The 25,654-nt window shown below is 62.4% G+C and carries 27 protein-coding genes; all 27 read right to left on the bottom strand.

Annotated features, from left to right (window positions below):
* Nucleotides 1-89: 89 nt before the first annotated feature.
* The 27 genes from QQL64_RS12385 to QQL64_RS12255 all read right to left on the bottom strand — a co-directional run bounded on the left by QQL64_RS12385 (nucleotide 90) and on the right by QQL64_RS12255 (nucleotide 25,364).
* Nucleotides 90-731 carry a protein phosphatase CheZ gene (locus tag QQL64_RS12385; RefSeq protein ID WP_284400053.1) on the bottom strand — a complete coding sequence of 214 codons (642 nt, stop codon included), beginning with the start codon at nucleotides 729-731 and terminating at the stop codon, nucleotides 90-92.
* Complete coding sequence (gene cheY / locus QQL64_RS12380) at nucleotides 728-1,135, bottom strand: chemotaxis response regulator CheY (protein WP_284400050.1); 408 nt, start codon at nucleotides 1,133-1,135, stop codon at nucleotides 728-730. Before cheY ends, QQL64_RS12385 begins: the two co-directional genes overlap by 4 nt.
* A gap of 227 nt (nucleotides 1,136-1,362) precedes the next feature.
* Nucleotides 1,363-2,100 (bottom strand): RNA polymerase sigma factor FliA, encoded by a 738-nt coding sequence (locus tag QQL64_RS12375; protein WP_284400047.1) that lies wholly within the window; start codon nucleotides 2,098-2,100, stop codon nucleotides 1,363-1,365.
* Between the two features lies 1 nt (nucleotide 2,101).
* Nucleotides 2,102-3,043 carry a MinD/ParA family ATP-binding protein gene (locus QQL64_RS12370; protein WP_284400044.1) on the bottom strand — a complete coding sequence of 314 codons (942 nt, stop codon included), beginning with the start codon at nucleotides 3,041-3,043 and terminating at the stop codon, nucleotides 2,102-2,104.
* Entirely contained in the window at nucleotides 3,040-4,341 is a 1,302-nt protein-coding gene (gene flhF, locus QQL64_RS12365; protein ID WP_284400040.1) for a flagellar biosynthesis GTPase FlhF, read from the bottom strand. Before flhF ends, QQL64_RS12370 begins: the two co-directional genes overlap by 4 nt.
* A gap of 116 nt (nucleotides 4,342-4,457) precedes the next feature.
* Complete coding sequence (gene flhA, locus QQL64_RS12360; RefSeq protein WP_284400038.1) at nucleotides 4,458-6,548, bottom strand: flagellar biosynthesis protein FlhA; 2,091 nt, start codon at nucleotides 6,546-6,548, stop codon at nucleotides 4,458-4,460.
* A gap of 26 nt (nucleotides 6,549-6,574) precedes the next feature.
* Nucleotides 6,575-7,714, bottom strand: coding sequence for a flagellar biosynthesis protein FlhB (flhB, locus tag QQL64_RS12355; protein WP_284400036.1), 1,140 nt, complete (start codon nucleotides 7,712-7,714; stop codon nucleotides 6,575-6,577).
* A 9-nt stretch (nucleotides 7,715-7,723) separates the two neighbouring features.
* Nucleotides 7,724-8,491 (bottom strand): flagellar biosynthetic protein FliR, encoded by a 768-nt coding sequence (gene fliR / locus QQL64_RS12350; RefSeq protein WP_284400034.1) that lies wholly within the window; start codon nucleotides 8,489-8,491, stop codon nucleotides 7,724-7,726.
* Complete coding sequence (gene fliQ, locus QQL64_RS12345; RefSeq protein ID WP_284400031.1) at nucleotides 8,488-8,757, bottom strand: flagellar biosynthesis protein FliQ; 270 nt, start codon at nucleotides 8,755-8,757, stop codon at nucleotides 8,488-8,490. Before fliQ ends, fliR begins: the two co-directional genes overlap by 4 nt.
* Nucleotides 8,754-9,569: a flagellar type III secretion system pore protein FliP gene (gene fliP, locus QQL64_RS12340; protein ID WP_284400029.1), complete on the bottom strand. Its 816-nt coding sequence runs from the start codon at nucleotides 9,567-9,569 to the stop codon at nucleotides 8,754-8,756. The genes fliQ and fliP overlap by 4 nt, the downstream gene beginning before the upstream one ends.
* Nucleotides 9,566-9,952 carry a flagellar biosynthetic protein FliO gene (fliO, locus tag QQL64_RS12335; RefSeq protein ID WP_284400027.1) on the bottom strand — a complete coding sequence of 129 codons (387 nt, stop codon included), beginning with the start codon at nucleotides 9,950-9,952 and terminating at the stop codon, nucleotides 9,566-9,568. The genes fliP and fliO overlap by 4 nt, the downstream gene beginning before the upstream one ends.
* Nucleotides 9,949-10,317, bottom strand: coding sequence for a flagellar motor switch protein FliN (gene fliN / locus QQL64_RS12330; protein ID WP_284400025.1), 369 nt, complete (start codon nucleotides 10,315-10,317; stop codon nucleotides 9,949-9,951). The genes fliO and fliN overlap by 4 nt, the downstream gene beginning before the upstream one ends.
* Nucleotides 10,314-11,330 (bottom strand): flagellar motor switch protein FliM, encoded by a 1,017-nt coding sequence (gene fliM, locus QQL64_RS12325; RefSeq protein ID WP_284400022.1) that lies wholly within the window; start codon nucleotides 11,328-11,330, stop codon nucleotides 10,314-10,316. Before fliM ends, fliN begins: the two co-directional genes overlap by 4 nt.
* Nucleotides 11,331-11,343: 13 nt before the next feature.
* Nucleotides 11,344-11,841 carry a flagellar basal body-associated FliL family protein gene (locus QQL64_RS12320; protein WP_284400019.1) on the bottom strand — a complete coding sequence of 166 codons (498 nt, stop codon included), beginning with the start codon at nucleotides 11,839-11,841 and terminating at the stop codon, nucleotides 11,344-11,346.
* 354 nt (nucleotides 11,842-12,195) lie between these two features.
* The gene (locus QQL64_RS12315) at nucleotides 12,196-13,563 is read right to left on the bottom strand and encodes a flagellar hook-length control protein FliK (protein ID WP_284400016.1); all 1,368 of its coding nucleotides are present in this window, start codon (nucleotides 13,561-13,563) and stop codon (nucleotides 12,196-12,198) included.
* Between the two features lie 86 nt (nucleotides 13,564-13,649).
* On the bottom strand, nucleotides 13,650-14,084 hold the full coding sequence (gene fliJ, locus QQL64_RS12310; protein WP_284400014.1) for a flagellar export protein FliJ: 435 nt from the start codon (nucleotides 14,082-14,084) through the stop codon (nucleotides 13,650-13,652).
* Nucleotides 14,081-15,448, bottom strand: a complete 1,368-nt coding sequence (fliI, locus tag QQL64_RS12305; protein WP_284400011.1) for a flagellar protein export ATPase FliI — start codon at nucleotides 15,446-15,448, stop codon at nucleotides 14,081-14,083. The genes fliJ and fliI overlap by 4 nt, the downstream gene beginning before the upstream one ends.
* A complete protein-coding gene (locus tag QQL64_RS12300; protein ID WP_284400009.1) occupies nucleotides 15,445-16,083 on the bottom strand; it encodes a FliH/SctL family protein in 639 nt (212 codons plus the stop codon). Before QQL64_RS12300 ends, fliI begins: the two co-directional genes overlap by 4 nt.
* Nucleotides 16,083-17,093 carry a flagellar motor switch protein FliG gene (gene fliG, locus QQL64_RS12295; protein ID WP_284400007.1) on the bottom strand — a complete coding sequence of 337 codons (1,011 nt, stop codon included), beginning with the start codon at nucleotides 17,091-17,093 and terminating at the stop codon, nucleotides 16,083-16,085. The genes QQL64_RS12300 and fliG overlap by 1 nt, the downstream gene beginning before the upstream one ends.
* Entirely contained in the window at nucleotides 17,083-18,786 is a 1,704-nt protein-coding gene (gene fliF, locus QQL64_RS12290; RefSeq protein ID WP_284400003.1) for a flagellar basal-body MS-ring/collar protein FliF, read from the bottom strand. Before fliF ends, fliG begins: the two co-directional genes overlap by 11 nt.
* A gap of 51 nt (nucleotides 18,787-18,837) precedes the next feature.
* Nucleotides 18,838-19,173: a flagellar hook-basal body complex protein FliE gene (gene fliE, locus QQL64_RS12285; RefSeq protein ID WP_284400000.1), complete on the bottom strand. Its 336-nt coding sequence runs from the start codon at nucleotides 19,171-19,173 to the stop codon at nucleotides 18,838-18,840.
* A 36-nt stretch (nucleotides 19,174-19,209) separates the two neighbouring features.
* The gene (locus QQL64_RS12280) at nucleotides 19,210-20,664 is read right to left on the bottom strand and encodes a sigma-54 dependent transcriptional regulator (protein ID WP_284399998.1); all 1,455 of its coding nucleotides are present in this window, start codon (nucleotides 20,662-20,664) and stop codon (nucleotides 19,210-19,212) included.
* A 366-nt stretch (nucleotides 20,665-21,030) separates the two neighbouring features.
* Complete coding sequence (locus tag QQL64_RS12275) at nucleotides 21,031-21,615, bottom strand: PilZ domain-containing protein (RefSeq protein WP_284399996.1); 585 nt, start codon at nucleotides 21,613-21,615, stop codon at nucleotides 21,031-21,033.
* Nucleotides 21,616-21,720: 105 nt separating this feature from the next.
* Nucleotides 21,721-22,023: a flagellar protein FliT gene (fliT, locus tag QQL64_RS12270; protein WP_284399994.1), complete on the bottom strand. Its 303-nt coding sequence runs from the start codon at nucleotides 22,021-22,023 to the stop codon at nucleotides 21,721-21,723.
* Nucleotides 22,020-22,445, bottom strand: coding sequence for a flagellar export chaperone FliS (gene fliS, locus QQL64_RS12265; protein ID WP_284399992.1), 426 nt, complete (start codon nucleotides 22,443-22,445; stop codon nucleotides 22,020-22,022). The genes fliT and fliS overlap by 4 nt, the downstream gene beginning before the upstream one ends.
* A 15-nt stretch (nucleotides 22,446-22,460) precedes the next feature.
* Nucleotides 22,461-23,930, bottom strand: coding sequence for a flagellar filament capping protein FliD (fliD, locus tag QQL64_RS12260; protein WP_284399991.1), 1,470 nt, complete (start codon nucleotides 23,928-23,930; stop codon nucleotides 22,461-22,463).
* Between the two features lie 183 nt (nucleotides 23,931-24,113).
* On the bottom strand, nucleotides 24,114-25,364 hold the full coding sequence (locus QQL64_RS12255) for a flagellin N-terminal helical domain-containing protein (RefSeq protein WP_284399988.1): 1,251 nt from the start codon (nucleotides 25,362-25,364) through the stop codon (nucleotides 24,114-24,116).
* Nucleotides 25,365-25,654: the final 290 nt, after the last annotated feature.

Raw genomic sequence — 25,654 nt, 5'->3', positions numbered from 1 at the left:
TTCGCGTTGCAGCGATAGGCTCCTTCCCCTGCGAGTAGGGGAAAGGGCCTTCATTCGCACGACTCGGTGGTAGGCGATTTGTTGCATCGTTAGAACCCGAATTCGCTCAACAAGCGATCGACTTCGTCCTGGCTGGAAACCTTGGCGACTTCCACCGGCGCTTCGCGACCGGCGAGCGCACCGGTTAGGCGCACCAGTTCCATCAAGGACGATTCCACGCTTTCGATAAAGCCGACCACTTTCTTCACGCGCTGGCCGGCCAGGTCCTGCCAGGACTGCACCAGCACCATGTCGTTGAGACCCTCGCCGCACGCCGCGGCGAACACCTGCGCCTGTCGTGCCAGCACGGCGGCCGGATCGGTTTCGCTGCTGTTGAAATCCAGCACGGCGGCGGCGTTGGCGGAGAGTGCCTCGGCTTCCGGACGCATGCGGTCGACGAAATCCAGGCTGCGATGCGCGGCCTTGGAACTCATTTCAAGCACTTCGGCCAGGTGGTTGCGCGCGTCGGCCATGCTGTCGGGCATGCCTTCGTTGGCCAGGTCGCTGCCGAGGCGGCTCACCGCACCGTGCAGATCGCGGGCGAGTACGCCGAGCGCCCGGAATAGATGTTGTTCGCGCTGCCGCACCATCGTGTCCAGCGCTTGTTCGAAAGCGGTGCCATCGGCGCTGTTGAGCAGCGCGAGCACTTCGGGCGGCATGCTTTCATCCATGAGTGGCATCGTTGCGTTCATGCGGAAGCTCCACTGGCGGCCAGGCGCTCGAAGATTTTGTCCAGCTTTTCCTTGAGCGTGACCGCCGTGAAAGGCTTGACGATGTAACCGTTCACGCCAGCCTGGGCGGCAGCGATGATCTGTTCGCGGTTGTTCTCGGCAGTCACCATCAGCACCGGCAGGCCTTTCAGCTTGGGTTCGGCGCGGATCGCCTGCAGCAGTTCGATGCCGGTCATGTTCGGCATGTTCCAGTCGGTCACGACCATGTCGAAGGCGCTGGCGCGCAGCATGGTTAGCGCGTTATTGCCATCGTCGGCTTCCTGGATCAGTGGGTTGCTGAAACCCAGCTCGACGAGCAGGTTGCGAACGATTCGCCGCATGGTGGAGAAGTCGTCCACCACTAGGATTTTCATGTTCTTGTCCAAACGCTTTTCTCCGAAAGCACAAACGAGTGGGGAAATGGTTTTGCTTCCTCTCCCCTCCGGGGAGAGGATCGAGGTGAGGGGCCACTCTTGCAAAAACAGCTATTCGAAACCCAGATCAAACTATCTATCTCCTCGCAAGAATGGCCCCTCATCCCAACCTTCTCCCCATAGGGGAGAAGGAGTGAACGCGCGGCATCCCTTTCGTTCTCGCTCTTCCACGCAGCCTTCTATTCATCACGCCAGTCGCCCATGCGGGCGCGTAGCCTTATCAATGCCTGGCCGTGGATCTGGCAGACGCGCGATTCCGTCACGCCAAGCACCAGGCCGATTTCCTTGAGGTTCAATTCCTGCTCGTAGTACAGCGACATCACCAGTTGTTCGCGCTTGGGCAGCGTGCTGATCGCTTCGGCCAGCGCTTCGCGCAAACCGCTCTGCTCGATGTTGTCCTGCGGACCCAAGCTGTCGTTGTCGGCCACGTCCAATGCGCTGCCGTCGCCACCCTCACCGTCATCCGGCGCGGTCAGGCTGAGTAGCCGCGCGCCGGTCGCATCGGCCAGCACCTGGTGATACTCCTCGGCGCTGATACCGAGTCGCTTCATCACTTCGGCGCTTTCGGCATCCGCACCGGTCTCGTTCTCGATCTGCCGCACCACCTCCGCAACTTCACGGACCTTGCGATGCACCGAACGGGGGGTCCAGTCGGTACGCCGCAGTTCGTCCAGCATGGCGCCACGAATGCGGATGCCCGCATACGTTTCGAAGCTGGCCGCGCGGTCGGTCGTAAAATTCCGCGCCGCTTCCAGCAAGCCGATCATGCCTGCCTGCACCAAATCTCCTACGTCCACGCTCGGCGGAAGCCGCCCCATCAGGTGGTAGGCGATGCGCCGCACGAGCGGCGCGTGCCTGCGCACCAATTGGTCCGCGTCTTCGCGCTGCAGCTGCAGATATTCCGAAGCCACATTCATGTCACCACCCCGCAGCCGGCGCACTCTGGCCGCTGAAAAACGCAATACGTCCGAGATCCGGGTACGCGGGTTCTCCCCATGTATCGACCGCACCCGCCAATTGCTTGAATCCGATCGCTGCGCGACTGGATGGCCACAGATCGACCACCGCGCCCTGGCGACGGATCGCCTGCCGCAACCACTCGTCGTGCGGCACCATGCCCATGTAGTCGAGCGCCACATTGAGGAAGCGACCGCATACACGCGCCAGTTTTTCGTAAAGTTTTTTTGCGTCGCTGGCCTGGCGCACCATGTTGGCGACGATGTGGAAGCGCCGTACGCCGAAGTCATGGGCCAGGATCTTGATCAATGCGTAGGCATCGGTAAGCGATGCCAGTTCGTCGCACACCACGATCAGTACATCGTCGGCCGCGGCAGCGAACATCGCTACGTTGTCGGCCACGCCCGCGGCGGTATCCACCACCAGGAATTCCGGCGGCTGGATCAATTCATCGAAAGCGCGGATCACCGCCGCGTGTTCGCCGTTACCCATCTTGGCCAGCCGGCGCACGCCCGATCCGCCTGGAATCACCTTCAGTCCATTCTGTGCCGGCATGATCAGGTCCCGCAGCGTGCAGAGCCCTTCGAGCATGTGCCCGACGTGCCGCGTCGGCGCCAAGCCGAGTTGCACGTCGATATTGGCGACGCCCATGTCGGCATCGAGCAGCATCACATCGCGACCCGCCATGGCCATGGCCATCGCAAGATTTACCGCGACGGTGGTTTTGCCGACGCCGCCTTTACCGCCGGCAACGGCGATCGTACGTGTGGTGCGCGGCTTGGGCGCAGACCGGTTGAGGCTCGCCGCCTGATGAAACACGGGTAGTTCGTCCCGGTGCGCACGAGTCTGGGAAAACAGATTGTGCAAGCCAGCTGCCTGATTCACGTGCAATGCCTCGCTCATAGACTGGCCACTGCCAGGCCGAAACGTTCGGCCATGTCCAAATCATCGGCGCCAGGACCCAGCCGCCGTTGTGTTTGCGCTGCGCGGCATACCAGGACGCGCGCATCGGCAGCGCTGATGTCCTCGGGTACGCGTTGTCCGTCGGTGGTGCAGTCCAGCGCCAACCGATGGCGGATCAATACCGACAGCACGCCGCCCAGGCTTGGCGCTTCATCCAGCTTGGTGGCGATGCAAGCACTCGGTTGCAGCGGCAGGTAGGCGCGCACCGACTCGTCCAGCGCAGACGCCTGCGCATTGGCGGCCAGCACCAGGCATGCGCGCAGCTTTGCAGAACCCTGCGTGCTGGCGCCGCGCAGTACATCCATCTGCTGCTGCAGACGCGGATCGTTGCCGGATACGCCGGCGGTATCGACCAAGACCGTGTGGTGATCGCGCAGCAGGTTCAGCGTCTGCTCGAGACCCGCTGCGTCGTAGGCGGGATACACCCGCACGCCCAGCAGGCGACCGTAGTGTTCGAGTTGCGCGGCGGCGCCGATACGGTAGTGATCGGTGCTGACCAGCGCGACCTTGCCTGGGCCATGGTTCATCACCGCGTTGGCGGCGAGCTTTGCAATGGTGGTGGTTTTTCCTACGCCGGTCGGGCCGACCAGTGCGGTGACGCCTTGACTATCGGTCAGGCGACGACCGCTTACTTTCAAACTGCGGCTGAGCAAACCCAGTGGCAGGTAGCGAGCCTGATCCGCGTTGAGATGTTCGGGCAACTCATCGATCAGCTGGCGCGCCACGTCGGTGTCGATGCCGAGGCGGCTCATGTCGCGCAGAACGCGGGCGCGCATCGGGCTGCGGCGCTCCATGTCGTTCCAGGCAAGGCTGGACAGTTGTTGTTCGAGCAGTTGACGCAAGCCACCCAGCTCGGTGCGCATGCGAGCCGTTTCCAACACGCTCTGCTCCACGATCGGCTGCAACGTGGCAATCTCGCTTTGCGGTACGGGAATCGGCGGCGGCGGCGGCGTGGTCGCGCGTGCCTCCTTTGCCGGTTCTTTCACGATGTCTTTTACGCGTTCCTTGGGCGCTTCTTTGGCGGTTTCCGTCACCGGCGGCTTTGCCGCTGGCGTCGCGGGGGAGCCATGACGCGCGGCTTCGCGCATCAGCGATTCGTCGTAGTCGACGGCGGCGATGATCTCGATGCCTTCTTCGAGTCGACGCGTCGAGAGGATCACCGCATCGGCGCCCTGCTCCGCGCGTACGTCGCGCATGGCCTGGCGCATGTCGGCGGCCAGGAATCGTTTGATCTTCATGCTCTACTCCGTGAACGCTCTTTTGCGTTCGCCTCCTCTCCCCGAAGGGGAGAGGGAGCAAGCCTTCTATGCTCGATCTCATCGCTTGCCTCACCGTCTCATCTGTTCCGGATCGTTTACCGACCGATTGCCTGCACCAACCTCACTCGCCGGTTATCAGGCACTTCGTTGTAAGCCAGCACGTGCAGGTTCTGCGCCACATGGCGAGTGAATCGCGCGAGCCATGGACGCAGTTGCGGCTGCACTAACATCACCGCGGGTTCGCCGCTCGCCTCCTGCCGCCGCGTCGCCTCGGCCACGCTTTGCTGCAAGCGATCGGCGAGCCCCGGCTCTACCGCCGCACCTGCTGCACCACTGCTTGATAGGGATCCGAGCAAGATCTGTTCCAACTCCGGTGCGAGCGTCAGCACGGGGATTTCAGTGCCCAAACCCGCGATTTCCTGGACGATTTGGCGGCCCAGCGCGACACGCACATAGGCCGTCAGAGCGCCGGGATCCTGACTCTGCCCCGCGTGCTCCGCCAAAGACTCGACGATGCTGCGCATGTTGCGGATCGGCACACGCTCGGCGAGCAGGTTTTGCAGCACCTTCACCACCACGCCCAGCGACAGGCGCTTGGGCACGAGGTCTTCCACCAGCTTCGGCGCGCTCTGGGACAGACGATCCAGCAACTGCTGCACGTCCTGGTGGCCGAGCAATTCATGTGCGTGGTTTTGCAGGATGTGCGAGAGATGCGTGGCAATCACCGTGGCGGGATCGACCACCGTGTAACCCAGTGCTTGCGCGTGATCGCGTTGGTTGTTCTCGATCCACACCGCTTCCAACCCGAACGCTGGATCGCGCGTGGCGACGCCTTGCAAGGTGCCGTGCACGCGGCCGGGATTGATCGCCATGTGCCGCTCGGTATAAACCTCCGCCTCGCCCATCGGCACGCCCATCAGCGAGATGCGATAGGTGTTCGGGCCGAGATCGAGGTTGTCGCGGATGTGCACCGCTGCCACCAGGAAACCCAGCTCTTGCGATAGCTTGCGGCGCACCGACTTGATGCGCGCCATCAATTCACCGCCCTGATTCTTGTCGACCAGCGGAATCAGCCGATAACCGACTTCAAGACCGACCGGGTCGACGCTGGCGACGTCTTCCCAGCCCAGCTCGAGACGTTCTGTCGTTGCGGGTGCGGGCAAGGCTTCCGCCGATGCTTTCGCCAAACGTTCCTTCGCTTCGTGCTCGCGGCGGATCATCAGCCACGCCGAGCCGCCGCACGCCGAGGCGAGCATCAGGAACGCGATATTGGGCATGCCGGGAATCAGACCCATCACCGCCAGCACCACGCCGGCAACAGCCAGCGCGCGCGGTTGGGCGAACACCTGCCCCACCATCTGCTTGCCCATGTCCTGCGACTTGGACACACGCGTGACAATCACTGCGGTGGCGATCGACAGCATCAGCGACGGCACTTGCGCGACCAGGCCGTCGCCGATGGTCAGCAGCGTGTACGTGCGTGCCGCTTCCGCGGCGGTAAGACCGTGCTGCAGGATGCCGACGAAGAAACCGCCGACGATATTGATCACCAGGATCAGGATGCCGGCGGTAGCGTCGCCGCGCACGAATTTCGACGCGCCATCCATCGAACCGTAGAAGTCCGCTTCCTCGCGCACTTCCTGGCGGCGCTCGCGCGCCTGTTCTTGCGTCAGCAGGCCGGCGTTGAGGTCGGCGTCGATGGCCATCTGCTTACCGGGCATCGAATCGAGGGTGAAGCGCGCGGTCACTTCCGACACGCGCGTGGCACCTTTGGTGATCACCACGAAGTTGATGATGGTGAGGATCGCGAACACCACCAGGCCGACGGCGAAGTTGCCGCCGATGACGAATTCGCCGAAGGCCTCGATCACCTTGCCGGCGGCGCCGGGGCCGTCGTGACCATGCAGCAGCACCACGCGGGTGGACGCGATGTTCAGCGCCAGCCGCAGCAAGGTGCCCATCAGCACCACGGTGGGAAACGCGGCGAATTCCAGCGGCCGCATCACATACACCACCGCCAACAGGATCACCAGCGACAGCGCGATGTTGAAGCTGAAGAGAATATCCAGCACGAACGGCGGCAGCGGCAACATCAGCATCGCCAGCATGGCAAGCATCACGATCGGCGCACCCGCGCCGCGTCGCGTGACTTGCTTGAAGGTGTCGAAAGCGGTTGCTGTGGCCATGCGTATCGCCTTGGTGGGTTACTGCATTACGTTTCGCGGTAGCGGCCCTGCAGCTCGGGATCGACATCCGGCTTCGGTACCGAGGGAGCAGGCACGCCGCGTTCGACGGCCTGTTTCAACTGATAGACGTAGGCGAGGATCTGCGCGACCGCCACATAGAGCGCGGCTGGAATTTCGTGGCCGAGATCGGTGGTGGCGTACAGCGCGCGCGCCAATGGCGGCGCCTCGACCAAGGGAATGTTGTGGGCGGACGCCACCAGGCGAATCTGCTGGGCCAGCACGTCGGCACCTTTGGCGACGACGCGCGGTGCGCGCATCCGTGCATCGTCGTAGCGCAGCGCAACGGCGAAGTGCGTGGGGTTGACCACGATCACATCCGCCTTGGGCACTTCCTGGATCATGCGTCGCCGTGCCAGCTGCTGCTGCATCTGCCGAATGCGGCCTTTCAGCTGCGGATTGCCTTCGGTTTCCTTGTGCTCGTCCTTGACTTCCTGCTTGGACATGCGATGGCGGCGCCCGTAGTCGAAGCGCTGCCATACCGCGTCGAAGCCACCGATCACGCCAAGAATCACCGCGAACAACAGGGCCGCATGCGCCACTAGAGAAAGCGATTCGCCAACGCCGCTGCTCACCGTGCCGCTGCCGGTGGCCATCACGGCGGATTCGTCATGGCGCAACAGCAAAACCAGCGCGATACCGAGGAAAACCACCTTCACCAACGACTTGGCGAGCTCGACCAGTCCGTTGAGCGAGAACAAGCGACCCAAGCCCGCGATCGGATCGAGCCGTTCGAATTTCGGCACCAGTGCTTCCGAGCTGAAACTCAAGCCACCGAGCGCCACCGTGGATCCCACCGCGGCCATCAGCGTCGCGGTGAATATCGGCGTCAACAACGCCACTACTTCACGCACTGCGATGCTCAGCACGCGTGTGGTGAGATGATCGCTAAACAAAGCCTCGCGCGAATAACCCAGGCCGAGCGCATAGATGTGTTGCATGTGCGCATACATGGCCGAGCTGCCCCACAACATGATGGCCGCTCCCGCCAGCACGACCGTGGCACCCGACAGATCGCGCGAGCGCGGGACATCGCCTTTATCGCGCGCTTCCTGCAGGCGTTTTTCCGACGCTCGTTCGGTGCGATCTTCATTTTCCGTATCGGCCATGGCTGTTCCTCAGAACCCAGCCAAGTGCTGCATCAAGCTCCAGCCTGCGGTCTGCAGCGTGCTGTAAGCGCTCGCCAGTCCACGCATGGCCAGCCACAGTGCGATGAAGCCCATGCAGATGCTGATCGGAAAACCGACGGCGAACAGGTTCATCGATGGCGACGCGCGACTGGTCGCGGCGAAGCCGATGTTCACCAGCAATAGCGCCGTCATCGCTGGCAACGCCACGCGCAAGGCACCGGAGAACACATCGCCTCCCGCAAGCACGATGGCGAAGAGCGATTTTTCATCGATGCCATTCGCGCCGGGCGGGAGTCCGCGAAAACTCTCGGCCAGCAGCGAGATCACCCGGAGATGGCCATCCATCGCCAGAAACAGCATGGTCACCATCACCAGATAGAACTGCCCCAGCACCGGTACGCTGGTGTTGGTCATCGGGTTGACCAATTCGGCGAACCCCAGCCCCATGCTCTGGCCGATCAGAATGCCGCCATAAGAAACCGCCTGGAAAATCAGCTGCAAAACAAAGCCGATGCTGCCGCCGATCAGTATCTGCGACACCATCGTCGCGGCGCCGGTCGCACTGAACAGGTCCAGCTGCGTGGGCGCCAACGGCGACAACACCATGGTGAGCACGACGACAATCGCGACGCGGAGCCGCGCCGGCATCACCGCGGCACTAAAAATCGGCGCCACCATGCAGAAGCCGCCGACGCGGCCTAGCGCCCAGAGCATGCCGGACAGCCAATAAATCAGCGCCGACATCTCCACATTCATTTGATCGCCCCGGGCAAACCGACAATGACGTCGTGCGTGAACTGCATCAGCGTACGCAGCATCCACGGCCCCACCAACAAGCCCACGAGCGCCATCGCCAGCAGCTTCGGGATGAAGCTCAGCGTCATCTCATGAATCTGCGTGGCTGCCTGAATGATGCCGACCAACAGGCCCACCAGCAGCGCCGTCAGCAACAGCGGCGCGGCCACCATCATCGCCACATACATGGCGTGCTGGCCGAAGTTGATCACCCATTCCGGCGTCATGTGTAGAAACTCCCCGCCAGCGTGCCGATCAGCAACGACCAACCGTCGACCATCACGAACAACATGATCTTGAAGGGCAGCGAGATGATCGACGGCGATACCATCGCCATGCCCATCGACATGAGGACGCTGGCCACTACCAGGTCGATCACCAGGAACGGAATGAAAAGCAGAAAGCCCATCTGGAAGGCCGTCTTCAATTCACTGGTGACGAAGGCTGGCATCGCCACTCGGAACGGCACGTCTTCCTTACTGGCATACGGCTGCTCCTTCGCCAAATGCGTAAAGAGCTGCAGATCCGCATCGCGCGTCTGATCGAGCATGAAGTGCTTGAACGGCGCGGTGGCCGCAGGAAGCGCGTCCTCCGCGCTCATGTGGTGATCCATGTACGGTTTGACGCCGTCCTGGTAGGCGCGACTGAGCACCGGCGACATCACGAACATAGTCAGGAACAAGGCCAACCCCAACAGCACTTGGTTGGGCGGTGTGGACTGCGTCGCGAGTGCCTGGCGCAAAAAACTCAGCACGATGATGATGCGCGTGAACGAAGTCATCATCAGCAACACGGCCGGCAGCATGGTGAGCACCGTCATCAGTGCCACGACCTGCAACGACAGGCTCCAGTTCTGGCCCGCACCTGCGTTCTGCACGGTTAGAACGGGAATGCCCGCGGACTGGGAGATCGGCGCGATAGGTGCAATCGGCGTCATCGCCGTGGAGGCGGAAGTGCTGGTTGTTGTCGCCGCCTGTGCGCCCATGGAAGCCAGTGCGAGCAGGAAAACGATCAACAGTCGACCCAGCAACGTCTTCATGACTTTCGCCCCAGGCGTCCAAGCAATTCCGCGAATGGAGTGACCACGACAGGGCTCTGCGTCTCTGCGACCGGCGATGCGCCTTCGTAGACATGCAGTGCGCGCACACCGCCCGCACCCACACCCACCAGCAAACGTTTGCCGTCTGCTTCGATCAACAGCACACGCTCGCGCGCACTGATCGGCATCGACTCGATACAGCGCAGGCGGCGTCCACCGATGAACTGGCGCGACTGCAGGCGACGGGTCAACCAACCGGCGGCGAAGATCAGCACCACGATGCCACCCAGGCTCAGCACCACCCGAATCAGTTCGCCGGTGACGTTGATATCGGGCACGCTCGCCATCGGCGCGCGCGCCAGTGTGGTCCATACATGGCTCATCGCAGCTTGCGCACCCGTTCGGCGGGGCTGATCACGTCGGTCAGCCGAATACCGAACTTCTCGTTGATGACGACCACTTCGCCATGCGCCACCAGTGTGCCGTTGACGAACACGTCCAGCGGTTCGCCTGCCGCGCGATCCAGTTCCACCACCGAGCCCTGATTGAGCTGCAGCAGATTGCGGATGCTGATGCGGGTGCGGCCGACTTCCATCGCCAGCGTCACCGGCACATCGAGGATCATGTCCAGGCTGACGTCGGCGGCGGCTTCACCGGCGCCTTCGTTCAAGGTGTCGAACTCAAGAGGACGCTCGCCGTTTTTCACTAAGGCGTTGCTGCCGGGTGCGGTATCGATGCTCTGATTCATGAGATTTTTTCTTGAGTGAAATCGAAAGAAGGAAGTGGCGCGCGGCGACCGGCCGGAACCTTGTAGCGCACGGCATAGCGGCCGTTGGTCTGGCCGTAGTGACCGCGGAATATGGGCACGTCTTCCGCGAAGATCGTGGTGACATCGGGCAAGCTGATCGGAAGCACGTCGCCGACGCGCAGACCCAGGAATTCGCCGATGTTGATCTGTGTTTCCAGCAACAGCGAACTGAGCTCGACTTCGGCGTCCATCACTTCATCGTGCAGGCAATGAATCCAGCGCTCGTCACGCTCGCCCATGCGATCGCTTTGCACACCGGCATCGAGCATGGTGCGGATCGGTTCGACCATCGAATACGGCAGCGTCAGGTGCACTTCGCCGCCACCGCCATCCAGCTCGACGTGGAACCGCGATACCACCACGGTTTCCGTCGGACTGACGATATTCGCGAATTGCGGATTGATCTCGGAGTTCAGGAATTCAAAATGCACCGGCATCACCGGCGCCCAGGCCTCGGTCATCGAAGCGAATACTTCTTTGAGCAGAATCTGGATCACCCGGTTTTCGGTGGGGGTGAAGTCGCGACCTTCGATGCGCGCGTGATAGCGCCCGTCGCCGCCGAAGAAATTGTCGATCACGGTGAACACCAGCCGCGGTTCCATCACCGCCAGCGCGGTGCCGCGCAAAGGCTTCAAGCGGATCAGATTGAGATTGCTGGGCACGGCGAGGCCATGCACATATTCGCTGAACTTCAGCATCTTCACGCCGAGCACGGATACTTCGCAGGTCTTGCGCAGCACGCCGAACAGCGCGGTGCGGAAGAACCGCGCGAAACGGTCGTTGATCATTTCGAGGGTGGGCAGGCGACCGCGCACGATGCGGTCCTGCTGGGTGAAGTCGAAATCGAGCACCGTGCCCGGCGGCGGCGGCACGTCGTTTTCGGTTTCGATCTTACCGTCGTCCACCCCGTTGAGCAGGGCGTCGATCTCTTCCTGGGAAAGCAGGTCGCTCATCGCGAAATCCCCGTTACTGCATCACGAAGCTGGTGAAATACAAGGCATCGACATCCGGCTTGCCGGTCTTGTCGGCCACGATCTTGCGCACGGCGTCGAGCGCCTTCGCCTGCAGCTTCACCTTGCCGGCGGTGTCGCTCAGGCCGGCATAGGTCTGACCGCTGAACAGCATCACCAGCGCGTTGCGGATCACCGGATCGCTATCCTTCATGGCCTGTACCGCGGCCGGGTCGTGCGTCATCACCGTCACGCCGACCTGCAGGTAGCGGGTGGAATCCTGGTCCTGGAAATTCACCACGAAAGCCGGATCGAGTGGCAAGAACAATTCGGGCGCCTTCGGTGCATTCACCGTTTCCGCACCGGCTTTCGTCGCATGCGAACGAGCCGTCAGCGCGTAGGCACCCCCACCGAGCAGCAACAATACGAGCACTCCGATCACCATCATCGTGCGACCGCCGCCCTTCTTGGCGACGACCGGCACCTCTTCCTGAACATTGTCGGCGCTAGCCATGAACGACCTCGATTCCTGTGAAAATATGGCGCCTCGTTCAAACCGAACGGGCTTATCTAAAGGAGTTTTAGCAAGCGCCGTGCCATCACCGCGGATCGCATAACAGCGCGCTTTTCCCGGCTCGACGAGAACGCGATGGCGTTTTATTGACGCGTGACGGGATGCAGACGCGTGATGGGCGTGGCGAATCCGACGGCATCGATGCGCGGTGAACGAAAAGAGGCAAGCACAAGGTTCGGACCAGGATGGAGCGCAACGCTCGCGAGATCCCGATCAGAGTTCACCGTCATTGATCAGCGTTGCTGTTGCAATGCGATTCGGCGAAAGGCTGGAGTGACGAGCAAAAGAGCGAAGCTATGCAAAAGCGTCGACGAGACCGACCGCTACTCGCTCCGATAGTGTCGCAGCAGCATTCCCAGCAGTTTCATCGGCATCGCCCGGCGCCTGCGCATCGCCATGTTGCTCTTGCTGGCCGCCAAACTGCTGCTGCGCATGCTGCCCCACCGTAGCGTGACCCAGCGACAAGCCCTGCCCGCCCAACATCTGATTGAGCTGATCCAAGCCCTGCTGCACGGCAGCGGTGGCGGCAGGATGCTGGGTCATAAACGCGACGTCGACGCGGCCATGATCCACGCTGACTTTCACATCCAGTGGGCCAAGATCCTGCGGATTGAGGCGAATCTGCGCCTGTTTCACTTCCTGTCCGCTGAGCCAGGAAATGTGCTGACCCAGTTCTCTGGCGAAACCGGACGAACCGACCGGCGAGTTCACGGCAAGGCTGTGCCCTCCGGTACCCGACGTGCCCGATGAAACCGCGACCGCGGTCGTGTCGAGCACGCCACGCAACGCGGCGAGATCGGGTGTGTTCTGGTTTTGACCGGTCGTCGTCGAGGTATTCGTCGCGGTCGACGCCGCGTGATTGCCTGTGTAGAACATGCTCGCCAACGCTTGCGTACTATCGACGGCGGCCGGCAACGTTGCACTGCTATCGACTGTCGCGCTCGCTGCGCCGCCGTCATCACTGGTCGCACCACCACCGTCTGAGCTTGTGTCGGTATTGGATGATTCTTGTATGGCCAGGGGGGACAGTGCAGTAGCTGGACCGGCGTTGGCCGTTGCGTTGCTGTTCGCGGCAAACATACCGACGCTTGCGTTGGCGTTGCTCGCGCTGTCGCTGTTGCCTTTGGTCGCCGGCGATGCCGGCGGGACGACGGGCGACGGCAGCACGATCGGTGTGATCGGCAACGCAGGCGACGATGCTTGCCCGGCCGGCGAATGGCCGCCATTCTGTGCCGTCTGTTTATCGGATGTGGATTTGGTTCCCGTCGTACCGCCGCTGCTGGCATCGCCAGCAGACTGATCGATCAGACTGAGTACCGCGCCCGCCAACGATGCAATGACGGACGAGCCCTCACTATCCGCGGTCATCGCGTCGGCCTGCGATGCATCGGATGTCGACGCGTCGCCAGGCTTCGCGTTGCCGGTCTGGTTGCTGCTGACTTGAGTACCGGGCGTCTGGTTCTTGCCGTTCTGATCCGCGACGTTCGGATCGGATGATGCCCGGGTGTCGCCGGGCGATGCCGTCTGATCATGCTGCGCATTTTGCAGATGCGTATCGAATGCCGTCTGGCTGCCACGCTGGCTGCCTTGTGCGGTCGCCGGCTTGGCGGTGCCGCTTTGCGGGCTAGGCGTTTGGATGGCGGGTAGCGGGCCGGCGCTCATAAGCATCTCGAATAATGTGGTTCGGATCCGCGCAAACGGAACTCACCCGATATGCAGCAAGAAGCAAGCCAGGACCCAAGTGCCCTTCATGGCGTGCCGGCACGGTGGCGGCGGTACTGCATGCGCTCGTCGACGTCGGCCTGTTCCAGCCGCTGCTCGTGTTGCTGCTCCTGCTTGCGAAAGCGTTCCACCACGGTGTCCAGCGCGTTTTCGCGCGCATGGGCCTGCAGCCAGCGCTCGCGCGCAGCGTCGACCTGACGTTGCAAGCGTTCGATCAGTCGCCCCTGCTGGAGGATCGCCTGGTCGATGCGTTCGACAAATTGTTGACGGTTGAGCAGCGCGCTCACCGTCAGGCCGCCGTCACCGAGACTGTAGTCCTGTCGATAACGCTTGAGTTCTTCCCACTGCTGTTCGGCATTCGCCAACTTCTGCTGGTGCTCGGCCATGCGCTGGAGCGCGTCTTTCTGACGGCGCTGCGCTTGATCGACGGCGGGCTGCAAACGATCCGAACGCGATGTCATACGCTGATCTCCGCGACGAGGGCGCCCAAGCCTTCCTGCGCGTCGCGCAGTTCGACGGGCTCGTCGACTTCCTGCTGCAGGAAACGGACCAGCCGCGGCCACATGGCGATGGCCTGGTCGACCTGCACATCCGAACCTTTCTGATACGCGCCCACCGCGATCAGGTCCTGCCGCTGGCGATAGGCGGAATAGACCTGGCGAAAACGCTGTGCGGCGCGCATCTGTTCCTTCGTCACCACTGCCGGCATGACGCGGCTGATCGAGGCTTCGATGTCGATAGACGGATAATGACCGGCTTCGGCAAGGTCGCGCGACAGCACGATGTGTCCGTCCAAGATCGCGCGGGCCGCGTCGGCGATGGGATCGTGGCGATGATCGTCGCCTTCGGTCAGCACCGTATAGAAAGCGGTGATCGAACCGCGTCCTTCCGCATCGTTGCCGGCACGCTCGACCAGCGCAGGCAGCAGCGCGAAGACTGACGGCGGATAACCTTTCGTGGCGGGCGGCTCGCCGATCGCCAGCGCGATTTCGCGTTGCGCCTGCGCGTAGCGGGTGAGCGAATCCATCAGCAACAAGACGCGCTGGCCGCGATCGCGGAACCACTCGGCGATGGCGGTGGCGTATTGCGCGCCGCGCAAGCGTTTGAGCGGCGGCGCATCGGCCGGCGCGGCCACGATCACCGCGCGTTCGCGCCCTTCGTGACCTAGCGTCTGTTCGACGAATTCCTTCACTTCGCGGCCGCGCTCGCCGATCAGTCCTACGACTACGACATCGGCATCGGTGTAGCGCGTCATCATGCCCAGCAACGTCGACTTGCCGACGCCGGAGCCGGCGAACAAACCCAGTCGCTGACCGCGGCCCACGGTGAGTAATGCATTGATCGCACGCACGCCGGTATCGAGCGGCGCATCGATGGGTTTGCGTGCCATGGGGTTGATCGGTTCGCGCTTGAGCGGGGCGTGCGCATCGGCGTGTAGCGGACCTTCGCCATCCAGCGGCACACCATCGGCGCCTACGACGCGGCCCAGCAAAGCTTCGCCTACCGGCAGGCCGCCGACGCGCGGGCACGGCCGCACGCGTGCATTGGGCAAGACACCATGCATTTCGGTAACCGGCATCAGCAGCAAGCGTTCGTCGGCGAAACCGACCACTTCCGTATCGAGTTCGGTACCGTCGGCGGCATCCACCCAACAGCGCGAGCCCAGCGAGGCGACGCAGCCTTCCGCTTCCAGCGTCAATCCCACGACGCGGCGAAGGCGCCCTTCCGCGGTCAGCAGTTGGGCGGCATGGACACGTTGCGCGCGACGCGCCAATTGCTGCCGCCAGCGCTGTTGCCGTGCCGACACGGCGCTTTCGGCATTCATACGGTGATCTCGTCCTCGCCGTCGTCGAGATCGTCGCCGAGTACGGCATCGACCACGGCGGCAAGACGCGTGCTCACGCGCGCGTCGAGACGCGAGTGCTCGCTTTCGAGCACGCAATCGCCACGGCTGAGTGCGGGGTTGGCGCCGAAACGCCAATGCGGCTCAGCGGCGCCCAGCTCGCGCAGTAGATCCATGTCGCTGGGATGCACCCAAATACGCAATTCCCGCGTTGCCGACGGCAACGCGCCGGCGGCTTCGCGCACCGCGGACTCGATCAGCGAGGGATCGAGCAGCAGTTCGCGTCCCACGACGCGCTGTGCGATGACGGTCGCGAGCAAGGCGAGTTCGCGCTCGGTCGCGTCGTCGAAACTGTTTAGCGGACGTGCGGCGGCGCTACAGATCGTCTCGAGACGCACCAACCGCTCGTCCAGTTGTTGCTTGGCCGCGGCGCGCCCTTCGGCCACGCCCGCGGCGTACCCTTCTTCGCGTGCTTGCCGCTGGATTTCTTCCAGTTCGAAAACGGTGGGGCCGGGTGCAGGTTCGGGCGACGACTTCACGCTGGACGAGTCGCCGACAGATGGCGGCTCCCATCGATCGAACACCGCAATCTTGTCGCGACTTAGCACGCTGACCATCACACGAACTCATCGCCGTTGGCGGTGAGGCTGATCTGGCCGTCGTCGGCGAGCTTGCGTGCGATGCCCAGCACTTCTTTCTGCGCCGCATCGACTTCGCTGAGCTTGACGGGGCCTTTGACTTCCAAGTCGTCGCGCAGCATGTCGGCGGCGCGCTTGGACATGTTGGCGAAAATCTTTTCCCGAACCGCCGGCTCGGAACCCTTGAGCGCCACGATCAGGCGCGCGGACGGGACTTCGCGCAGCAGGGTCTGCATGCTGCGATCGTCCAGTTCGGCGAGGTCTTCGAACACGAACATCAGGTCTTCGATCTTCCCGCCGAGGGTCGCGTCCTGGCTGCGGATCGCGCTCATCAGCTCGGCTTCGCGCGTGGTTTCCATCGCGTTGAGGATGTCGGCGGCCGCCTTGAGGCCGCCCACGGTGGCCGACTTCAACTTGGTCGAGGTGCCGGAGAACTGCCGCTCCATGATCTCGTCCAGTTCGTTGAGCGCCTGCGGCTGCACGCCATCGAGATTGGCGATACGCATCACCGCATCGCTGCGCACGCGCGGCGACAGGTATCCGATCACTTCGGCGGCCTGATCGGGTTCGAGATGCGCCAGCACCAGCGCGATGATTTGCGGATGTTCCATGCCGATCATCTCGGCGATGGCGCGGCTTTCCATCCACTTCAGCGATTCCAACCCCTTGGTGGAGCGGCCGAGCAGGATGCGGTCGATCAGGCTGCCGGCCTTGGTTTCGCCAAGCGCGCTGACCAGCATTTTGCGGATGTATTCCTCGGTGCCGACGCCGATCGCGGTCTGCCGGCTGAGATCGTCGTTGAGGCAATTGAGCACCCAATCGACCTGTTCGCGCGAGACATTGGTCAACGTCGCCATCGCCGTGCCCACGGCCTGCACATCGCGCGCGCTGAGATGCTTGAGCACCTCGGCCGCGTCCTGTTCGCCCAGGGTCAGCAGCAGGACGGCGGCGCGCTGCGCGCCGTTGAGAGTGTGTTGCTCAGCTGCCATCGTCGCCCACCCAATTCATCACGACCTGCGCGACCTGCTTGGGATTTTCCTGCACCAACTTGCGTGCAAGACCGATCTTCTGCTCGTACGCCATGCTCTGGATCTGCGGCGAGGTGATGCGCACCTGATCGTCGCGATCGTTGTCGCGCATGTCGTCATTGATGCGCACCGAAACGCTGGGAATCGGTCCGGCCAGTGCCGCCAACGGCTCCGGCCCGCGCAGCAGGCCTTTGAGCATCGGCTTCAGCAGGCCGAACGCGATCAGCAGGGCGATCAGAATGCCGACACCTTGCTTGATCAGATCGAGCATGCCGGGGCGCTGCCAGAACGGTTCGGTCATCGGTGCGGTATCGTCGACCGGCGTACTGGAGAACGCCTGGTTGATCACGCTGACACTGTCGCCGCGCTGCGCATCGAAACCCACCACGTTCTTGGTGAGATCGGTGAGATGTTGAATTTCCTGCGCCGTCAGCGGAACGCTCTTGCCCTTGCCGTCCGGCGCGGATTTGTTGTCGACCACCACGGCGACCGTCAGGCGCATCAGTCGGCCGGCGGGATCGCTGACATGGCTGATGGTGCGGCCGAGTTCGTAGTTGCGCGTGGCGCTGGACGAGGTATCGGTGGGTGTGGAGGCGGTCTTTGTCGCCGTCGCTGCGGCGGTGTTCGCATTCGGCGGCGTGCCGGCATTGGGCTTGGCCGCGGTCGGCTGCGCTACCGTATTCGGCGGCTGGTTGCTGAGTGCACCGGCGATTTCGGCGCCGGCGCCGGCATCGTCGTGCCTCTGCTCGCTGCTGGTTTGTTCACTGCGCAGTGCCGGATTGGCGTTGTCGTAACTCTCGCTCGCCTTCTCCGTCTGACTGAAATCGAGCGCGACGTCGACCTGTGCACGCACGCGTCCCGCGCCTACGAGTGGCGTCAGCAGATCCTCGATGCGCTGCGCATAGCTGTTTTCCATGCGTGTGGCGAGGCGCATGCGCGTATCGCCCACGGCGCCCGGACTGTCGGGATCGGCATTGGTCAACAAACTGCCTTGCTGATCGACCACCGATACTTGTGAAGGATCGAGATCCGGCACGCTGGCAGAAACCAGGTGCACGATCGCGGCGACCTGGCTGCCATCGAGTTGCCGGCCGGGATAGAGCGTCAACAACACCGATGCGCTGGCCGGGTGATTGTCACGAATGAACGCGGACGGCTTGGGCAGCGCCAGATGCACGCGCGCGGCGCGCACGAATTGCAAACCCGCGATGGTGTTGCCCAGATCGGTTTCCAGCATCTCCTGATAGTGCGTGCTTTCGGCCAGATCGCTCATGCCGAACGGCGAATCGCTTTGTGGCAACGTGGCGCCCGCGGTACTGCCTTGCGGCAGACCCTGGCTAGCGAGTCGCAGGCGTGTGTCGGCCAGCACATCGGCAGGTACTGAAATGGAGGCGCCGTCGGCACCCAGTCGATACGGCGTGTTACTGGTCTGCAGCGCCTGCGTCACGGCGGCGGCATCTTTCGGATCGAGTCCGGCATACAGCAATGCGAAGTTGGGACCGCGCGACCACAACACGATAGCCACACCCAAGGCCACCGCCACGGCGACGCCGACCAGCAAAAGCAGCAGGCGCGTGGTCGGATTGCGTAGGAGGCTCTTCAGCGGATCCAAGCGTGCTTGGTCGCCGTTGGTCGTGAGGGTGTTTTCGGCCATGAAAACTGCTCAACCTTTATGAATGCTGTGAGGTGTCGTGCGACGACCGGTTTAGACCGGCATATTCATGATGGTCGTGTAGGCATCGGTGAGCTTGTTGCGGACTTCCACCAGTCCACGGAACGCTAGATCCGCTTTCTGTCCTGCAATCGACGTCTTGACGATGTCCGCACCGGGATCGCCGCGCTCGAAAGCATCGGCCTGCGTCTGCGCTTCGTTCTGCTGCGATGCCACTGCGCCCAGCGATTGCTTGAACAGCGTGCTGAAATCCACGCTCGGAGCAGCACTCGACGACGATGGAAGCAAAGCGGTGGGCGATGTTCCTGATGCCTGCGCGCTGAGCGCACGCATTTGCGAGAGCACACTGCTGACGTCAATCTGACTCATGTCGGTTTTCCAACGCGTGATCGGTTATGAAGTGCTTCAAGCAACAGCTGTGCCACTCTGCGGAGACTCATCGTTCGCGCGGCAGCAAGACTGCAAACCGTATTTGCGCAGCTTCTCGACCAAGGTGGTGCGTTGCATATGCAGCAGCTTGGCTGCATGCGCCACTACGCCGTCGGTGACGTCGAGTGCCTGACGGATCAGCCCCACTTCGATATCGGCGAGATGATCCTTCAGATCGACGCCCCCTTCGGGCAGCAGCACTTCCGTATCCAGGCTTACGCGACCTTGCGTGGACGCCGGCTTGCTCTGCCCATCGAGCATGGCGCGCAGAATGCTGCCGCTGGCTTCGTCGATGGGATGCGCGCCGCGATATTTTTCCGGCAGGTCGCCGGCACGCACTTCGCTGTTCGGATACAGGATCGCCAGCCGCTCGACCAGGTTGGACAGCTCGCGCACGTTGCCGGGCCACGTGTGCTGGCGCAACGCCTGCATCGCGCTGCCGCTGAAGCGCACGCTGTTGAGGCCGCGCCGCTGCAGGCGCTGATTGAACTCGCCGATCAGCTCCGGCATATCTTCCAGATGTTCGCGCAAACCCGGCATTTCCAGCGGGAACACGCTCAGGCGGTAGTAAAGATCTTCACGGAAGCGGCCTTCGGCCGTGGCTACTTCCAAGTTGCGATGGGTGGCGGCGATGATGCGCACGTCGCAACGCTGCGTGCGGTTGCTGCCGACGCGTTCGTACATGCGCTCCTGCAGCACGCGCAGCAGCTTGACCTGCATCGGCAGACTCATGTCGCCGATTTCGTCGAGGAACAGCGTGCCGCCCTCGGCCATCTCGAAACGGCCCTTACGGGTACTGATGGCGCCGGTGAACGCACCCTTCTCGTGACCGAACAGTTCGCTTTCGAGCAGTTCGGCGGGAATCGCGCCGCAGTTGATCGCCACGAACGGCTTCTCGCGACGCGGCGAACAATCGTGGATGGCGCGCGCCACCATTTCCTTGCCGGTGCCCGATTCACCCAGCACCAGCACGCTGGAGTCGAACGGCGACACCTGGCGAATCAGCGCATTGACGCGACCCATCGCGGCGGAGTTGCCGACCAGCCGCAATACGGAGGTGGTCGTGCGAGGTGCCGGCGTGCGTCGCACTGCTTCGGCGAGACGCTCGTAGCGCAGTGGGAAATCCAGCACTTCGACTTGCGCGGCGTAGCCGGAGTCGACCTTGCTCAGCTGGCGCAGCTGCGGCGAATCGGCGCCGACCAGCACGAGCGTTTGGTTCGCCTGCACATCCAGCGATGCCATCAGCTGCTCGCACATCGATGCGTCGTCGAGACCGCCGATATAGATCGCACTCCAATCGCGAACGATCGCGTCAATCGGCAGCGATGCATCCCATCGCTGCGGGAAATACCCCATGAATTGCATCGCCGACGCAACGATGTCGGCGCGTGTTCCATCAGATTCGATGATGAGTACGTTGCTGTTTGGCATGAGCACGAGCCCCTACTGCGTTACTGCTGACTACTGACGTACAACGACGAATTCCTTCCCAAGTCGTGTTGTCCCCTGTGTGTCAGGTATCCGTCGCGACACGTGGAGCAGTCGAGCAAGAAGAACGCCAAAAAAATCGCGGGGTGTTACACCATCACACATGCTTTGTGATGAGCTTCGCGCTACGCACCTCGATAAATTCACAAAGTGCTCACAAAGATGAAGCGGCAAGAAACCGTTTACATCAACGACTTAGATCGATCTGATCTTTTCGCGTTGAGTCTGGTTTAGGCGGGAAACAGGCCGTGGCATGCACTGGCATGGCGGAAATTCGGCGTGTTTGGATGTTTCATTGCGTGATTGACATCACACTCTGTGCTTGCTGCTCAACACATTTTCGATCGCGCCTGTCAAGCGGGCTTCTGCCACTTTTCGACGGTGGTGACAAAAAACGAAACGTTCCAACCCATCCTCGACCATCTCGCCAATTTCACAAAAGTAAACGAAAGCGTCGCCCTCGTTTAGTAAGCGGCCCATCCGGGCCGGCAATTCCAGCGGCAGAGCGCGGCAGGCATCGAAGTGCAGCCGTACCAACAGGTTGTCTGCGGCAGGCAGCAGGCTGGCCGGGAGCATCACCCCGACTGCGTTGAAGCGAACCGGATGGCGTGGCGGCAGCATGCTCACAGGCAGCAGCAGGCGGTCGACGATATCCAGCAGGACGTTGATTTTGCTGTCCATTCGCTGCAGTTCCTGGATCAGCGGGCTGTCGTCGTCGTTGCCTTCCACTCGCCGTTCGTCCAGCGAGGCCAGCGCCCTCAATACATGGACGTTGCGTTCGCTATGACGCGCCAAGGCCTCCGGTACGGGGTCGAATGCCTCCACGCCAATATGCGGACTGCCCTCGTAGGCCATCCGCTGAGAGAATTCCTGCAATCTTTCGTTAGCTTGCATTTATCTACTCCTCACCCCGCCCCTGGGCCGATACAGAAAGCGGCACCCGGCGCCATTTATAGCGCGTGCCACACGGTGGAATGCGTCCCATAGACCGAATCGCGCTCAGCGCGACGACGACGAAGTGATGTAAGTCCGCAGGGCGCGGTGGTTGTACTGATGCTGGCCGAGTTGCCGCTGCAGCGCTTCGTGCGCGAGGTTGGCTCGCTCCAACAAGGCCCGATTGTGCACCTGCAGGGCAAGCAGCGCTTCGCGATGCTCCGCGCTGGCAGGTACCTGTTCCAGATAAGTCTGCCGCTGCGCATCGAGTTCGACGACACGCGACCAGTTCTCGCTCGTTGCCGCATCGATCATCTCGATAGTGATATCGAGCGCACGCCGCAGCTTGGCGTGGACCGGCTCGTTCATCGTGCCGCCGCTCTCGCCGTGGCCTGCGCCTGCTCGGCCAGATAAGGCTCGCGAATGGCATGCCACGCGCTGCGGATCGGCGCCAGCAAACGCTCGCTCTCTTCCAGCGCAGTGAGATCGTCATTGAGCTGCGCGTGCAGCAAGCGGCGGGTGATGTATTCGTACAAGCTTTCCAGCCGACCGGTCAGGGTCGGCTCGACAGTGTGATCGAGGCTCTTGCGCAACTCGCCGAGAATGCCGATGGCCTTGGCGAAAGCCTGTCCCTTGGCGGGAACGTCGCTATGCAGGATATGGCCGCGCGCTTGATGGATGCGGTCGACCAGCCCATCCAGCAGCATGGTGATCAGCTGGTGTCGGTCGGCGCCTTCGATGCTGCCCTGGACATTGGTCTGGCGGTACAACGCGCTAGCGTTTCGCATCATGGCTTGTTCCTCGCCTTAAGCCTTGCTACTGCTGCTGTTGGTGCCGTTGATTGCCGCCAGCGACTGGGTCAAGTAAGAGCTGGTGTTATTGAGCGATGTCATTAAGGTATCCAGGTTCGTGTATTGCTTGACCAGCTGCTGCTGATACACCGCCATGCGGGCGTTCAACGCCGTCTGCTGGGTCTTCAGATTGGTGACGTCGGTATTGAGACTGGTGATGCGCGTCTGCAGGACGCCATTGCTGGTGTTGAAGTTGGTGACCACGGTGCTGAGCTGGGTGGCAATACCCTTGGTGCCGGTGAACAGGCTCTGCACGGCGGAGGGATTGCTGGTCAACGCGGTATTGAGCGTCGTGGTGTTGACCGCCATGGTGCCGTCGGCGTTGCGCGTGATGCCCAGACTGGCCAGATTGCCGATGCTATTGCCGGCGACCGACGTGCCCAGCGCGTTGGAAAGCTGCGTCTGGATGCTGGACAGGGTGGCGTCCCCGAGCAGCACGCCGGCTTGACCGGTGGTGGCGTCATAGCTGTCGAGCTGATTGACCGTCGTCGCGTATTGGTTGTACGCGGTGACGAAATCATTGACCGCCGTGGCGATCGGCGTGGTGCTCTGCGCTACCGTCAGCTGCGAGGTGCCGGTCGATGTGAGGTTCAAGGTCACGCCGGTCAGCGCGCCGCTGACATTATTGGAGGCGCTGTTGATCGCGATGCCGTCGACGGTCAACTCGGCGTTGGCCGCTTCGTTGCTGCCCGGCGTATTGAGCGCCGTCGCCAGCGTGCTCAAACCGCTGCTGCTACCGCTGCTCGCGCTGATCGTGAAGCCGTTGGCGGTGCCCGTCTTGGTGGAGGTCAGCACCAGCTGATTGCCGTTCACACCCGAGACCACGGTCGCCGACACGCCCGGATTGTTGCTGGCGTTGTTGATGCTGGTGGCGATAGACGACAAGGTATCGGTGGACGACACCGATATGTTCATGCTGTTGCTGCCCACGCCAATGCTCAACGTGCCGCTGCCGACGGCTGCCGTGCCGGACTGCGCCGCGCTGATGCGCTTTTGCGCAGTCGCCAGCTGGGTCACGTCGATGTTGTAGGAGCCCGCCACCGCGTCTGGCAAGGTGGAAGCCGTACCCAGCGACGTATTGGAAAGCGTGCCCGTAAAAGTGGAGTACGTCGTGCTGGACGTCAGCTCGGACAACGCCGACTGCAAACCGCTCAGGGCCGTTTGCAAGGCGGTCAGGCCAGCGATCTGGTTGTTGTCTTCGTTCGTCTGGTTGGTGATCTGCGCCTGCGGCCCGGCCTCTTGCGCATTCACCATCGCACTGATGATGGAGTTGACGTCCAGGCCCGAGCCCAACCCCAACGAACTCAGCAGCCCGGTGCCGCTGATGCTGCTCAGGCCGGTCGACGAGCTGGAAGCGCCCGTCGCGGTGGAACCCGTCGTGCTGAGCGTGGATGTGCTCGATCCCACGCTGGAAATGCTGCTCATGAAGGGCCTCGCAAAATCGATCGTCGAAACATCGCGATCCACCAAGCCGCCGGCAAAACCCACACATGAAGTGAGCGCTTTACCTGCCGCTTGCGTGGGCTTTCTGGCGGCAAAACGTCGCCGCCAGATCGCTTAAGCAAGATCCCGGCCACGGCGGAACCGCCGTGGCCGGATGGAACGCTGTTACTGCAGCAACTTGAGGATCTGTTGCGGTACGGAGTTGGCCGTGGCCAGCACGGAGATACCCGCCTGCTGAAGTACCTGCGCCTGGCTCAACTTCGCGGTTGTCGCAGCAAAATCCGTATCTTGGATCGAGCTTTGCGAAGAAGTCAGGTTGGTTTGCTGCGCACTCAACGTAGAGATCGTCGACTGGAAACGGTTCTGCACGGCACCCAGGGTGCTCGAGAAGTTGCTGACCGTGGTCAGCGCCGCGTCCACACGGGCGATCAGCTGGTTGGCGTCGTCTACCGACAAAACATCGGCGCCGGTCAACGAGCCTGACGCACTCAGCGCCACACCGTTGGTATACGAGACACCCGTTGCCGCCAAACCGGTAGCCGTCGAACCAATACCACTGGCACCGAAGGCCACGGCATTCGACGTAAAGTTAAAGGCCGCACCGGTGCTGGAATTCGTGACACCGCCCGTAAGGGCCGCACCGCTTACCGCCAGCTCACCCGTGGAGTAGATGTTGATACCGCCGCTGGCATTGACGGCCGCACTGACGCCGTTGATACCCGCTGCGTTGATGTCATCAGCCAAGCCTTGTGCGTTGGTGGCGGTGACATTGCCGCTGAACGTGTAGCTTGAACCATTGGCGCCGGTAATGGAGAGGCCGCTCAGGCTCAGCGACGCGCCCGAATTGCCGGAAGCATCGACAAATGCACCGCTGACGTTGGCCGTGGAGACCTCCGAGATCTGGCCGACCTGGCCGGTGGTGACACCCTGGCCCAGCTGCACGTTGATGGCCTGACCGACGTTGGCACCGATCTGGAACGACAGGCTGCTGGTCGAACCGTTCAACACGTTGGTGCCGTTGAAGGTGGTCTGGTTGGCGATACGCGTGATTTCCGACAGGTACTGCTGCACCGAGGTGTTGATCGCAGCGCGGTCGGAGGATTGGTACGTACCGTTGGCTGCCTGCACAGCCAGATCGCGGATGGACTGCAGGTTGGAGGTGATCTGGCTCAGCGCCGAGCCCGCCGTCTGCGCCAGGTTGATGGCGTCGCTGGCATTTTCACTGGCCTGGCCGAGGCCGCCGATCTGGGTCTGGAAACGGGTTGCGATCGCATAACCGGCTGCGTTGTCCGCAGCGGAGTTGACCTTCAGGCCCGAGGACAAGTCTTCCGTTGCCGTGCTCAGCGCGCTCGACGACTTGGACAGGTTGTTCTGGGCTTGCAACGAAGAAATGTTGGTATTGAGGACGAGTGACATGGATGTCTCCTGGAACCGGGTAAGTTGTACTCAATCCGGCGGGGTCCAGTGACTGCTGTGCCGACCGCCTCGGAAACTTTTTCGGCGCCGGCGCGGAATACTTAAGCGTTCAGAACGAATTTTTTGCTGCCTTGCCAAGGAGATGGGCGAAAAAAATAGCGTGCAGCACACCTAAAGCTTTTGCGTGAACTGCCGACGCGACACGGCACTGTGATCCGCATTGGCACCAAGCTTGCTCTGTTACCCCCATATCCGGCGCGGGCGCCCGGAAGTGTCGGAATTCCGACGCG

This window comes from Dyella lipolytica (genome assembly GCF_030160075.1).
Classification (GTDB): Bacteria; Pseudomonadota; Gammaproteobacteria; order Xanthomonadales; family Rhodanobacteraceae; genus Dyella_B; species Dyella_B lipolytica.
Note: the sequence above shows the minus strand (reverse complement) of the source record. Positions and strands in the feature narration are given on the sequence as shown.

Excerpts from the sequence above, each read along its gene's own strand:
- QQL64_RS12385 (WP_284400053.1), bottom strand. The coding sequence starts at position 731 with ATGAACGCAACGATGCCACTCATGGATGAAAGCATGCCGCCCGAAGTG.
- QQL64_RS12375 (WP_284400047.1), bottom strand. The coding sequence starts at position 2,100 with ATGAATGTGGCTTCGGAATATCTGCAGCTGCAGCGCGAAGACGCGGAC.
- QQL64_RS12370 (WP_284400044.1), bottom strand. The coding sequence starts at position 3,043 with ATGAGCGAGGCATTGCACGTGAATCAGGCAGCTGGCTTGCACAATCTG.
- flhF (WP_284400040.1), bottom strand. The coding sequence starts at position 4,341 with ATGAAGATCAAACGATTCCTGGCCGCCGACATGCGCCAGGCCATGCGC.
- flhA (WP_284400038.1), bottom strand. The coding sequence starts at position 6,548 with ATGGCCACAGCAACCGCTTTCGACACCTTCAAGCAAGTCACGCGACGC.
- flhB (WP_284400036.1), bottom strand. The coding sequence starts at position 7,714 with ATGGCCGATACGGAAAATGAAGATCGCACCGAACGAGCGTCGGAAAAA.
- fliR (WP_284400034.1), bottom strand. The coding sequence starts at position 8,491 with ATGAATGTGGAGATGTCGGCGCTGATTTATTGGCTGTCCGGCATGCTC.
- fliQ (WP_284400031.1), bottom strand. The coding sequence starts at position 8,757 with ATGACGCCGGAATGGGTGATCAACTTCGGCCAGCACGCCATGTATGTG.
- fliP (WP_284400029.1), bottom strand. The coding sequence starts at position 9,569 with ATGAAGACGTTGCTGGGTCGACTGTTGATCGTTTTCCTGCTCGCACTG.
- fliO (WP_284400027.1), bottom strand. The coding sequence starts at position 9,952 with ATGAGCCATGTATGGACCACACTGGCGCGCGCGCCGATGGCGAGCGTG.
- fliN (WP_284400025.1), bottom strand. The coding sequence starts at position 10,317 with ATGAATCAGAGCATCGATACCGCACCCGGCAGCAACGCCTTAGTGAAA.
- fliM (WP_284400022.1), bottom strand. The coding sequence starts at position 11,330 with ATGAGCGACCTGCTTTCCCAGGAAGAGATCGACGCCCTGCTCAACGGG.
- QQL64_RS12320 (WP_284400019.1), bottom strand. The coding sequence starts at position 11,841 with ATGGCTAGCGCCGACAATGTTCAGGAAGAGGTGCCGGTCGTCGCCAAG.
- QQL64_RS12315 (WP_284400016.1), bottom strand. The coding sequence starts at position 13,563 with ATGAGCGCCGGCCCGCTACCCGCCATCCAAACGCCTAGCCCGCAAAGC.
- fliJ (WP_284400014.1), bottom strand. The coding sequence starts at position 14,084 with ATGACATCGCGTTCGGATCGTTTGCAGCCCGCCGTCGATCAAGCGCAG.
- fliI (WP_284400011.1), bottom strand. The coding sequence starts at position 15,448 with ATGAATGCCGAAAGCGCCGTGTCGGCACGGCAACAGCGCTGGCGGCAG.
- QQL64_RS12300 (WP_284400009.1), bottom strand. The coding sequence starts at position 16,083 with ATGGTCAGCGTGCTAAGTCGCGACAAGATTGCGGTGTTCGATCGATGG.
- fliG (WP_284400007.1), bottom strand. The coding sequence starts at position 17,093 with ATGGCAGCTGAGCAACACACTCTCAACGGCGCGCAGCGCGCCGCCGTC.
- fliF (WP_284400003.1), bottom strand. The coding sequence starts at position 18,786 with ATGGCCGAAAACACCCTCACGACCAACGGCGACCAAGCACGCTTGGAT.
- fliE (WP_284400000.1), bottom strand. The coding sequence starts at position 19,173 with ATGAGTCAGATTGACGTCAGCAGTGTGCTCTCGCAAATGCGTGCGCTC.
- QQL64_RS12280 (WP_284399998.1), bottom strand. The coding sequence starts at position 20,664 with ATGCCAAACAGCAACGTACTCATCATCGAATCTGATGGAACACGCGCC.
- QQL64_RS12275 (WP_284399996.1), bottom strand. The coding sequence starts at position 21,615 with ATGCAAGCTAACGAAAGATTGCAGGAATTCTCTCAGCGGATGGCCTAC.
- fliT (WP_284399994.1), bottom strand. The coding sequence starts at position 22,023 with ATGAACGAGCCGGTCCACGCCAAGCTGCGGCGTGCGCTCGATATCACT.
- fliS (WP_284399992.1), bottom strand. The coding sequence starts at position 22,445 with ATGATGCGAAACGCTAGCGCGTTGTACCGCCAGACCAATGTCCAGGGC.
- fliD (WP_284399991.1), bottom strand. The coding sequence starts at position 23,930 with ATGAGCAGCATTTCCAGCGTGGGATCGAGCACATCCACGCTCAGCACG.
- QQL64_RS12255 (WP_284399988.1), bottom strand. The coding sequence starts at position 25,364 with ATGTCACTCGTCCTCAATACCAACATTTCTTCGTTGCAAGCCCAGAAC.